The organism is Streptomyces sp. ATLC9 (assembly GCF_057196705.1).
The window spans coordinates 1-10,745 of sequence record NZ_JBXUOY010000188.1; the positions used below are offsets into that span (position 1 = coordinate 1).

The 10,745-nt window shown below is 74.7% G+C and carries 9 protein-coding genes; 3 read left to right on the forward strand and 6 right to left on the reverse strand.

Annotation, left to right across the window (positions count from 1 at the left end):
- A partial coding sequence (locus AC2CJA_RS18630; RefSeq protein WP_484603835.1) for a Crp/Fnr family transcriptional regulator occupies nucleotides 1–501 on the reverse strand: 501 nt, incomplete at its 3' end.
- Between the two features lie 538 nt (nucleotides 502–1,039).
- Between AC2CJA_RS18630 and AC2CJA_RS18635 the strand changes: the two genes are divergently transcribed.
- A complete protein-coding gene (locus tag AC2CJA_RS18635) occupies nucleotides 1,040–1,930 on the forward strand; it encodes a universal stress protein (RefSeq protein ID WP_484603836.1) in 891 nt (296 codons plus the stop codon).
- A 154-nt stretch (nucleotides 1,931–2,084) separates the two neighbouring features.
- Here the strand turns inward: AC2CJA_RS18635 and AC2CJA_RS18640 are convergent, their stop codons facing one another.
- The 5 genes from AC2CJA_RS18640 to AC2CJA_RS18660 all read right to left on the reverse strand — a co-directional run bounded on the left by AC2CJA_RS18640 (nucleotide 2,085) and on the right by AC2CJA_RS18660 (nucleotide 9,165).
- Complete coding sequence (locus tag AC2CJA_RS18640) at nucleotides 2,085–2,768, reverse strand: DUF5825 family protein (protein WP_484603837.1); 684 nt, start codon at nucleotides 2,766–2,768, stop codon at nucleotides 2,085–2,087.
- Between the two features lie 79 nt (nucleotides 2,769–2,847).
- The gene (locus AC2CJA_RS18645; RefSeq protein ID WP_484603838.1) at nucleotides 2,848–4,776 is read right to left on the reverse strand and encodes a RiPP maturation radical SAM C-methyltransferase; all 1,929 of its coding nucleotides are present in this window, start codon (nucleotides 4,774–4,776) and stop codon (nucleotides 2,848–2,850) included.
- A 221-nt stretch (nucleotides 4,777–4,997) separates the two neighbouring features.
- On the reverse strand, nucleotides 4,998–6,905 hold the full coding sequence (locus tag AC2CJA_RS18650) for a S9 family peptidase (protein ID WP_484603839.1): 1,908 nt from the start codon (nucleotides 6,903–6,905) through the stop codon (nucleotides 4,998–5,000).
- The gene (locus AC2CJA_RS18655) at nucleotides 6,902–8,203 is read right to left on the reverse strand and encodes an MFS transporter (protein ID WP_484603840.1); all 1,302 of its coding nucleotides are present in this window, start codon (nucleotides 8,201–8,203) and stop codon (nucleotides 6,902–6,904) included. The genes AC2CJA_RS18650 and AC2CJA_RS18655 overlap by 4 nt, the downstream gene beginning before the upstream one ends.
- Nucleotides 8,204–8,694: 491 nt before the next feature.
- Nucleotides 8,695–9,165, reverse strand: a complete 471-nt coding sequence (locus tag AC2CJA_RS18660; RefSeq protein ID WP_484603841.1) for an SCP2 sterol-binding domain-containing protein — start codon at nucleotides 9,163–9,165, stop codon at nucleotides 8,695–8,697.
- 80 nt (nucleotides 9,166–9,245) lie between these two features.
- Between AC2CJA_RS18660 and AC2CJA_RS18665 the strand changes: the two genes are divergently transcribed.
- Nucleotides 9,246–9,443, forward strand: a complete 198-nt coding sequence (locus tag AC2CJA_RS18665; RefSeq protein ID WP_484603842.1) for a TetR family transcriptional regulator — start codon at nucleotides 9,246–9,248, stop codon at nucleotides 9,441–9,443.
- Between the two features lie 192 nt (nucleotides 9,444–9,635).
- A complete protein-coding gene (locus tag AC2CJA_RS18670) occupies nucleotides 9,636–10,703 on the forward strand; it encodes a polysaccharide deacetylase family protein (RefSeq protein WP_484603843.1) in 1,068 nt (355 codons plus the stop codon).
- The last annotated feature ends 42 nt before the right edge of the window (nucleotides 10,704–10,745 follow it).

The window sequence follows — 10,745 nt, forward strand, 5'->3', positions numbered from 1 at the left end:
CCGCCGGCCGGCCCCCCCCCCCGCCCCGCCCCCCCCCCCCCCCGCCAGGGGGCCGCTGCCGTAGGGCCCGTACAGGTCCAGCAGCCGGGTGCGGGCCGCCTGCAGCCGGTGCGAGATGATCTCGGCCATCCGCAGGGCCACCGCGCGTCCCAGCAGCGGGTCGGCGTCGCACAGTTCCCGCACCCGGGCGGCGTCGAACTCCAGGGCCCGCACCGGACTGAGCGCCTCGGCGCCCAGCTGCCAGGTGTAGGGCGGGAAGAGCCAGGACCAGCCGAGCAGGTCACCGTGGGAGAGGGTCTCCACCGCCGCCGGGCGGCGGCCGGGCACCCGCATGTCGAGGGTGACCGAGCCGGTGCGGATCACCCAGAACCGGTCGGCCCGGTGGCCCTCCTCGGAGATGCGGGCGCCGGCGGGGAAGGAGACCTCGCGGGCGAGCTCCAGAAGCCGCTCGCGGTTCTCCGGGGGCAGCGCCCCGAGCAGGTTGCTGGCAGTGACGATCATGACGGGCCTCCCTGGCGGTGAGACGGGTGGTGCGCGCGGAGGCGTCCGCTTCCGGCCGGGTGTCGTGGCGGTCCGCCGCCGCTGCCTCTACTCCCGTTGTACTCCCGCGGCCGGGAAGTGGTGCCTCGTCGTCATCGTCGGATTTCCCGCCCCGCCGGGGCAGGGGCCGTACGGGGGCCGCGGGCGGGACCTTCGGCCCCCTCGCACGGACCCGCGGGCCCCTGCCGCGCCGGCCGCCGCCGCGGGACGGTGTGAACGTGCCCGACCGGCGGGCCGACTTCCGCGAAGGGGATGAGTGACATGGCGGTCCCCGGCCACACCCGCGGACACCGGGAGTTCCATCTCCCGGGCCGCACTCGTCTCCGGCGAGACCGCGGCCGCGACGGCCGCGGTGAGCCCGCCGTCCCGGAGCGGACCACCGGCCCGGGGGAGGCCGGACCCGCACGACGGGGACCGGTGGCCCCTGCCGAAGACGGGTACCCGGACCGATCACGGAAACGAAAGCGGCGGAAAGCCGCCCGCCAACGGAGGTGTTGTGATGGTACGTACGGTCACCGTGGGAGTGGACGGCTCCGCCGAGAGCCTGGCCGCCGCCGACTGGGCGGCCCGGGAGGCGGCTCGGCGCGGGGTGCCGCTGCGTCTCGTCCATGTGCGGGAACCCGACCCCTTCACCCCTCCGGACTCCTTCGCCGACCCCGAGACCCGGCAGCACTGGGCCCAGCGGATCCCGCGCGAGGCGGCGAACGACCTCGCCCACCACCACCCGGAGCTGGAGATCACCACGGACCAGCTCACCGGCAGCCCCTCCGAGGTGCTGACCGCGGTCGCCGAGCAGGCCGAGGTGCTGGTCATCGGCACACGCGGCCTGGGACCCGTGGCCGGTTTCCTGGTCGGCTCCGTCGGCCTGGCCACCGTCGCCCGTGTGAAGTGCCCGGTGGTGCTGGTGCGGGCCGGGACGTCGAGGGAGGACGGGCCCGAGGGCGCCGAGTCCCCGGCCCCGCGGCGCGACGTCGTCATGGGACTGGAGCTGTACCGGCCGGCCGACGAGCTCGTCGAGTTCGGCTTCGAGGCCGCCGCCCGGCGCGGCGCGGCGCTGCGGGTCATCCACGGCTGGAACCCGCCGCTGGTCTACGGCGTCGACCCCGTCGCCGTCGATCCCCGTCTGGCCACCGACCTGGCCCGGGAGAGCTCCCGCAACCTGAACGACGCGCTGCGCCACTGGCGGGAGAAGTACCCGGACGTCGAGGTGAAGGCGCAGGCCGTGGTGGGCCGGGCCGCCCGCCACCTGACGGGGGCCTCCGAGGACGCCTCGCTGGTCGTCGTCGGCCGCCGCATCCGCCGTTCGCCGATCGGCTTCCACATCGGGCCGGTCGCCCACGCGGTCATGCACCACTCCAAGGCGCCCGTCGCCGTCGTCCCGTTCGGCTGACAGGCGTCCGCCGCGGCGGCGGACGCACGCAGGGCCGCGGCCCCGGCGTCTCCCGCGTGGGCGGCATGCCTCCCGGACCGGCGCGCGGGGAAAGGGGAAGGCGCCGGGCGCGGCGGGCTCGGCGCGGAGGCGGGACCGCGGCGGCACGGCGCCGTCAGATGGTCATGGCCTCCTGGATCCACCGCCGCACCCGGTAGGGCAGCCACACCACCAGGGGTCCCACGTCGGCCACCAGGCGCTCCTCGCGGAACTCCGCCAGGACCGGCGCCGGCACGTCGTCGGCGCGTGCGCCGTGGTCGAGCGCGGTGATGGCCGCGTGGTACTCGGGCCCGTCGGCGGTGAAGCGGCGCAGATCCCCCCAGCGGCGGTCGCGTATCTGCACGAAACCGGGCCCCTGCCGCCACAGGCACTTGCACAGGTAGTGCCCCTGGCGCCACCGGGCCAGCGCCCCGGCCGCGTCCTCGGGTCCCTCCAGCTCACCGGGCGGCTGGAGGTGTCCCAGGACCTGCCAGCCGTCGGAGGGCTCCGGGGGCAGCCGCAGCCGCCACTCGACGAACACCGCGCGTGCGGTGAGGTCGCGCACCAGGCACAGGTCGCGGACGGCGCGTGCCGCGGCGCCGGGGTCACCGGCGGCGGTGAGGTCCACCGGGTGCGGCAGTCGCACCCGGCGGGCGCCCGCCTCCCACAGCCGGTCCACCGCCGCCGCGACCGGGCCCTCGACGCGCACGTCGTCCAGGCGCATGCCGGGCAGCGCGCACGCCCGCGGGTCGTAGTCGCGCCAGGCGGCGACGGTCAGCGGCGCCGGGCCGCCGGGGCGTTCCGTGGTCGTCGTGCTCATCGTTTCCTCTCCCTCGTACGCCTGCCCGGCCGGTGGCCGGTGGCCGGTGGTCCGCGGCCTTCGGCGGCCCGCGGAATCCTCAGACAGCGGCCGTCGGCCGCGCCGCCGGTGCGGAGCCGCCCTCCCGCGGGGCGGCGTGCAGATGGCGCATGAAGTCCAGCCGCAGCAGGTCCTCGTTGACCGCCGCGGGGGCCACGTGGACGTACTGGCCGCCCTCCGCGAAGACCAGACCGAGTTCCAGCCAGCGCCTCAGCAGCCCCGCCACGGCGTCCTCCTCCACGGCGTACCGCAGCCGGGCGGTGAGTTTGCGGGTGAGGGCCGCCGGAGCGTGCGGCTGGTCCAGCAGCCGGAAGGCCGCGACCTCCAGCGGGTCGGTCAGCTCCAGCGCGCCCCAGTCGAACAGCCTCCGACGACTGACCAGCACGATCCGGTCGCCCAGGTCGGCGTGGGTGAGCCTGCTGTCGGTGTGGGCCTTCTTCCAGGCGGCCAGCGCCTCGTTGAGCGACTTGACGGTCTCCTCACCGATGCCGCGCGCCGGTGCCTCGAACACATAGGCCAGGTCGTACAGCTCCTCTTCGGGCAGGTCGTAGGTGAAGCGGTAGTGCTCCTCGGCGCGCAGCCCGGAGAAGCCGAGCTCGGGGCGGGTGAAGTACGGGCTGAAACGCTCGATGGCGATGCGGGCGGACAGGTCGACCGGCGGGTCCAGGTGTTCCAGTGCCGGTATCTGGGCGATGACCCCCTCGTAGTCGGCGGCCGTCTCGCCGGGGAAGCCGTGGAGGTAGTTCCAGGAGACCGACAGGCCGGTCTCGGCGCCGTCCCGCAGCATCCGCACGTTCTGGCAGCCGCTGACCCCCTTGTCCATCAGCCCCAGCACACGGCTGTTGAGGCTCTCGATGCCCGGCTGGACGTAGATCAGGCCCGCGTCCGCGAGGGTGCGGAGCTGGGAGCGGCGCATGTTGGCCTTGATCTCGATGTGCAGCCGCAGGTCGTACCCGCTGTCGATGATGCGGGGCAGCACCGTGTTGAGGTAGCCCATGTCGAGGATGTTGTCGACGACGTACATGTCCAGCACCCGGTGCCGGCGGGCCAGCTCCATGATCTCGTCGTGGAAGACCTCCGGGCTCTTGCTGCGGAACTGCATGAACGAGCCGTTGAGTCCGCAGAAGGTGCAGTGGTGCTTCTCGCCCCACCAGCAGCCGCGGGCCCCCTCGACGACGAGCTTGGGCTCCACCCAGTTGCGGGCCACGGAGGCGGCCAGCCGCTCGAAGTAGCCGGTGTAGTCGGGCGGGAGGATGGCGGAGGGGGGCATCGGTGAGGTGCTCATCGGGTTGGCGGTGCTGGTTCCGTCCGCCCCGCGGTGGCACAGCCCCGGTATCTCCGACGGGTCCGACCCCTCGGCCAGCGCCGTCAGCAGGCGCGGGAAGGCCACCTCGCCCTCACCGCGCACCACGTGATCGACGAAGGAGAAGTTGCGGTGGATGGTGGCGCCCTGCTCGGCGTCGCAGTTGGCGCCGCCCATGACGGTCACGATGTGCGGGGCCAGCAGTTTGACCTGCCGGGCGGCGGCCAGCGCCGCGGTGTTCTGCTGGAAGGTGGAGGTGAAGCCGACCACGTCCGGTCCGTACGCCACGATCCGCTCGGCGGTCTCCCGGACGAACTCCGGTGCGATCCGGTGCAGTTCCCGCGTCAGCCGCAGACGGGAGGACCGCAGCCTCCCCTTCATCACGGCGGTGAACTCCTCGCTCCGCCACTCGGGATCGTCGTAGAGCGCGGAGGAGAACACCCAGTCGCCGCATCCCATGAAGTAGGAGGACAGGGCGTAGTACTCGTAGTCGTCACCGGAGAACTCCATGCGGCCGGTGATCCAGTCGGTGAACTCCAGGTTGGCGTGCAGCACCTCGGCCCGGCCGCCGGGAACCCGCTCGTCCACGCTGCGTTTGAGGATGCCGAGCGCCAGGGACGGCAGATCGATCGGTGACCAGGGCATGTTGACCAGCAGGACGCGCATGGCAGCTCCTCGGTACGGAAGATATGGCCAGAAGCGGGCGGTGGCGAGGGCCGGCGGCCGCCCGGCCCGGCGGTGAGGGCCGGGCCGGGCGGTGAGGAGTCACTCCTCCTCGGTGTCCTCCGCGTTGCGGAACGGGACGGTGACGGTGACGCCGACGGAGGGCTTGCGGTTCTCCTCGTCGCCCGCCAGCGGGTCGTTGTTGATGACGTCCTTCTGCATGGCTACCTCCTCTCGTGGTCCACTCGGTTCCCGGCCGCCGGTGCCGGCGGCCGGTCCTGCCCCCGCCCCGGCCGGGGCGGGGAGTCGTGGTCGCGGCCGGTGACCCGGCCGGCGCCGCGCAGCTCCCGGTCCAAAAAGCCCAGCGCCCGGCGGAGCAGGGCCACGTGGTCGCCGCCGAGGTAGCCGTCGTGGCCGGAGTCCAGCCACATCTCCTCGTGGCGCACTCCCGAGGCGCGCAGCGCCGCCAGGTACGTGCGGACCTGCTCGGGCGGGCACTTGACGTCGTGGAGGGCCGCGGCCATCAGCAGCGGCGCCCGCACCCGGTGCGCGTAGTGGACGGGGGAGCTGCGCGCGTAGAGCTCGGGCACCTGTTCCGGGGTGCCGCCGAACAGCGCCTCGTCCAGGGCGCGCAGGGCCGGCGTGCCGGTGCGGTGGGCGGTGGCGCAGTCGGCCAGCGGTTTGACGGCCACCCCCGCGCGCCACAGTCCGGGCCGGGTGCCCAGCGCCAGCAGGACGAGGTAGCCGCCCCATGAGGTGCCCCACAGTCCCACCGCGCCGGGATCGGCCAGCCCGCGCGCCAGTACGTGGGACCGGACCGAGACGAGGTCGGCCACCTGGGTCAGACCCACCCCCTGGCCGTACGCCGTGCGCCAGCGGGGGCCGTAGCCGGTGGAGCCGCGGTAGTTGACGCGGGCCACGGCGAAGCCCGAGGCGACCAGCGAGTGCACGGTCGGGTCGTAGGCGTCCCGGTCGTGGTCGGCGGGACCGCCGTGGACGAGCATCACCAGGGGCGGGCGGACGGCGGGGCGCTCCTCGGGAAGGCTGAGCAGGGTGTGGACGTCCCCCTCCGGCCCGGGCGTCCACAGCTCGGTGTGCCGCCCGGGCACCCGGACGGCGGGTGAGTCCGCGGCCGGCGGCGGGGCGCCGGAGGCGGAACGGGCGTGCGGCGGGGTGGTGGTGTCGGTCCACAGGTAGTGCACGTCCCCGTCCGGCCGGGGCACGGCGTCCAGGACGCTGCCGGGGGGCACCGGCACGGGTGTCAGGGTCCGCCGGTCCAGGTCGGCGGTGAACAGCAGGCTGCGGCCGCGGCGGTCCTGGCGCACCAGGAACCGGCGTCCCCGGGGGTACCAGCGGGCGGTGATCTCGGTGTCGAAGGCGCACCACCGGTGCGGTCGCACCCCGCCCCCCGCATGCCAGGTGGCGGTCGTGTAGCGGTCGCCGTCCTGCCGCACCAGCAGCAGCTCCGCCTCGCCGTCCGCGCCGCCGTCGCCAAGGGCGCGGGGAGCGGCGGGGGCGAATCCCAGCGCCCACAGCCCGCCGTCCCGGCCTGACAGCTCCGCCACCGTCCCGCCGGAGGCGGTGTGGACGGTGACGGCCCGCTCCGAGGAGGCGGACCGGGTGACGACCAGCAGGCGGCCGTCCGGGGAGAGCCCGGAGAGGACAGCGTGCCCCTCCACTCGCAGGGCCGGCCTGCCGGGGCCGCCGCGCCGGCCGACGTGGACGGTCAGACCGCTCCCGTCGCCGAGTCCGACGGCCACCGTCCCGCCGGCGCCGACGGCCAGTCCGCGCGGGGTACCGTCGGGCAGGCCGGTCAGGCCGGGCCGTACGGGACCGCCGTGGAAGCCCTGGTGGAGCCAGTGGCCGCGGCCGGTCTCGTCCTCCTGGAACCACCAGAGGGCGGCGTCGGCGTCGATGGCGCAGTGCAGGGTCCCGCCGGGATGGTCGGTGACCTGCCGGGTGCGGCCGGTACGGGCGTCGAGGGCGAAGACCTCGCAGCGTCCGCCGGCGTCGCCGGTGAACACCATCAGCGCCGGGTCGCCGGGACAGACCTCGGGCAGCACCGGCCGGTAGACGCGGTAGCCGGACGCGGGGCGGCCCGCGTCCGGCGCGGATGATGCGGGAGCGCTCACGAGGCCTCCTTCGCCGTGGCGACCGGCCCGGGGGAGGGCGTGGACAGGGTGCCGCGGGCCACCGCCAGCGTGGTGCCCGCGGCGAGCACGGCCAGCAGCACCGCGCACCCCGCGATCGTCGGCACGACCCCGGCCCCGGCCACGGCCGTCCCCGCGGCGAGGGGCGCCACGGCCGCGGCGATCCCCGCCGCGGTGGCCAGTGCCGTTCCGGTACGGGCCAGCAACTCGGGCGGCGTCACCCGCAGCACGCGGGTCTGGAGCGCCACCACGGCGGCCGGGACCAGCAGGGAGACCGCGCCGAACAGCAGCCCGTACGACCAGGGACCGCTGCCGGCCGCCAGCCCGGCGGTGGCCGGCACGACCAGCCACGAGACCGCCACCAGCGTCCGGGGTGCGGTCAGCCGCCGCAGCACGGCCGGTGCGGCCAGGGCCCCGGCGAGACCGGCGGCGCCCGCGACGGAGAACACCAGCCCCACCGCGGCCGGGCCCCGTCCGTCCCCCTGGAGGGCGAAGACGACCGTGTAGTGGAGCGTGACCAGCAGCCCGCCGGCGGCGGCCGTCCACACCAGCACCAGGCGCAGTACGGGGGAGCGCAGGACCAGGGCGAGTCCCGCTCCCGCCTCGGAGGCGTAGGCCGCCCACCGGGCCCGCGAGGAGGGTGCGTCCCGCCGCCCCGCCCCCGCCGGGGCGAGGTCCGAGCGCATGCCGCGCACACACAGCGCGGCGACGAGGTAGGACAGGGCGTCCGCCAGGAACGGCAGCCACCGGGCGGCCTGGTAGAGCAGCCCGCCCAGCAGCGGTCCCAGTACCAGGGCGCCCTGCTCGCCTGCCTGGAGCCGCGAGACCACCCTCGGGTGGTCGTCCACGGGGCAGACCAGGGCCACGGCGCCGCGGGCCGCCGCCTCCTGACAGGAGGTCGCGACGCGCTCGGCGAGGACCGCGGCGAACAGATGCGCCGGGTGGAGCGAGTCCACCGCCAGGGCCACCGCGAGCGACCCCAGCGCGGCGGCGGACACCGCGGCGGAGAGGATCATCACGCGGCGGCGGGCGCCCCGGTCGGCGGGTACGGCGGCGAACGGGCCCAGCAGCAGCCCCAGCGCGGTGGAGACCCCCGCGACCGCTCCGACGAGTGCGGGGGAGTACCCCAGACCCAGCAGGAGCAGGGGGAGGGCCAGACCGGAGATCTGGGTGCCCAGGGCGTCGGAGCTGTTGGCCCACCACAGCAGCCGTACGTCGCGGCCCGGGACGGGGGGCCGGCGCCCGCCGCCCACCGTCCCGGCGGCCTCGGCCCGACTCACCGGCGCTGCCGGGACCGGCGGTGCGGCGCGGAAGGGGAGGTGGTGTACGGCGTGGCGGGCGGGACGGCGGGCTGTGCGCCCAAGCGGATCAATGCGGGTGAAGCACCCGCCCTCCGTCGTACCGGCCCTCGTTCCACGCGCAACCCCTCCACTCGATCTCCACGAGGTGTCCGTGAAGGCCGGATCTGATGGTTCACATGCGAAGAAACCGTGGGAGAACCACGGCGGGCGGGAGTCTATCCACGCGGCGACGTGGGTCACAAGGGGCTTGGGAGAAACGCGAGTTGGGGCGCGGAACGGAACGTGTCCGTTCGCGTCCCGGTGCGTCCGCTCCACCGGGCTCCGACTCCACCGAGGCCGCCACCGCGTGCAGTTTCGCGATGCCGCCGTCGGTGGTCCACGCCTTCCGGTCGCCGATCACCCACTGGCGCGGGCCGCTCTGCCCCTCGGCGAGGCCGGGGCGGAAACCGCTCGAGATCCGCGTCCGTTCCTCACGCCCCGGGGATGTCGAAGTAGCGGGTCAGGCCGGAGGCCAGGCCGACGTCACCGGCCGGCTTCAGCCTGCGGGCCGTGAACACCGTCACGGGGCTGGCGTTACCGGAGACGAGCCTGAGGAACTCGGCGTCGCCCATGGTCAGCGTCACGCGCGGGTCGGTCTCGCCGCATCCCTCGCGGACCGTGCAGACGCCGCCGGAGATGGCGATCTCGCGGACGACCTCGGTCTCCCCGGTGATCCTCCAGCGGACCGCGGCCTCCGGTGATCCGGCCCGTTCGGGGCGGAAGTGCCGCTCCACGCGCCGGAAGACCTCGTCGAGCACGCGCATCCGCGGCTCGCCGCGCATGATTCCGGTGATCTCCCCGGTGGACAGGCCCTCGACGGTTCGTGCGAACTCCTCGGGGGAGACGGCGGTGAGGTCGAGGGCGGCGAGGTCGGCCGGTTCCCGGCTGAAGCCGTTGGTCACGGGGCTCCCCTCCACTCCCCTTACCCGAGAGCAGATTTACTGGCGGGTAATATTATGGCACGGTAGACAGGCCGACAAGGGTGAGTGGCGAACGCAGGCGACGGGTGCCCCGGCGGATCCGGGAACAGCGGATCATCGACGTGGCGGTCCAGGTCTTCGCGAGGCGCGGATACCACCCCGCCTCGGTGGACGAGATCGCCGCGCGGATACTCGCGTCCCGCGCCGCCGTCCCCGCGGTCCCGGTCCTGTCCGTGCCGCCGGTCCCGCCCAGGTGGTGAACCGCGCGAACCGAGCCCACCCGGAACCGCCGGCACCCCGAACCACCGGAACCCCGCGCGTGTGACGGCCGAACGGCCCACCCTCCGCCGATCGGCCGAGCGTGACAGGAGAAGAACGCGGCGCTGCCGGAGCCTGGGGGAGACGGCCCGGCGAACGGCCGGACGTCCCCTTCCCGACACCCGGAGGGCACCATGCGCCACATCATCCGAGGTGACCGCGCGGCGCTGGCCGCGATCGCCATAGTCCTGGCCGGCTGTTCCGCGACGGCCGGCCCCAGGACTCCCGCCCCACCCGACGACAGGGCGCCGAAGGCGCCGGGGAACACACAGCGGGACTCCCACCAGAACCCGCAGCGCGACAGATCCGCGGGGGCGCGGGACGGGGCGGTGGGAGCCAACGAGCTGGGCGCCGTACCGGTGTTCATGTACCACCGGATCACGGAAGACCCCCAGATCGTCGACGACCGCACCCCCCAGGAGTTCCGCGCCGAGCTGGAGCGGCTGGCGCGGGAGGGCTATGTACCGGTCACCGCACGGGAGTTCACCGGCGGAGAGATGGACATACCCGCCGGAACGCACCCGGTGGTGCTCACTTTCGACGACTCCACCCCCAGCCAGTTCCGGCTGGACGCGGACGGCCGCCCCGCCCCCGGCACCGCGGTGGACATCCTGCTGGACGTGGCCGGGCGTCACCCGGGTTTCCGGCCCGTGGCGACCTTCTTCGTCAACGCCGACCCGTTCGGCGAACCCGGCGGCCGCAAGACGCTGAAATGGCTGGACGACCACGGGTTCGAGATCGGCAACCACACCCTGGAGCACAGCGTCCTGGGGGACGCCGACGACGCGATGGTCCAGTGGGACATCGCCTCCAACCAGTGGCTGATCGACAAGGCGCTGCCCGACTCGCCGGTGGTCTCGATGGCGCTTCCCTACGGCTCCATGCCCCGCGACCGGCAGCTCGCCCTCACCGGTGAGTACGGCGGCGTGCGCTACCGCCACCAGGGCGTCTACCTGGCCGGCGGCAGTCCCGCGCCCTCGCCCTACTCCGCGGATCTCGACCCCGGAGCCATCCCGCGCATCCGCTCCCAGGCGGCCGCCGCCGAGGAGGGCGCGTACAGCTCCGAGGCCTGGCTGGACAAGCTGGACGACGGCACGGTCGAGCCCTATACCTCCGACGGGGACCCGGAGACCGTCAGTTTCCCCCGAGAGCAGGCGCACCGGCTCGCCTTCGACCACCAGGAGGCCGCACGGCCGTACTGACCGGCCGTGCGGACCGGCCGGGGGGGGCGGGGGGGGGGGCGC

Excerpts from the sequence above, each read along its gene's own strand:
- AC2CJA_RS18635 (WP_484603836.1), top strand. The coding sequence starts at position 1,040 with ATGGTACGTACGGTCACCGTGGGAGTGGACGGCTCCGCCGAGAGCCTG.
- AC2CJA_RS18640 (WP_484603837.1), bottom strand. The coding sequence starts at position 2,768 with ATGAGCACGACGACCACGGAACGCCCCGGCGGCCCGGCGCCGCTGACC.
- AC2CJA_RS18645 (WP_484603838.1), bottom strand. The coding sequence starts at position 4,776 with ATGCGCGTCCTGCTGGTCAACATGCCCTGGTCACCGATCGATCTGCCG.
- AC2CJA_RS18670 (WP_484603843.1), top strand. The coding sequence starts at position 9,636 with ATGCGCCACATCATCCGAGGTGACCGCGCGGCGCTGGCCGCGATCGCC.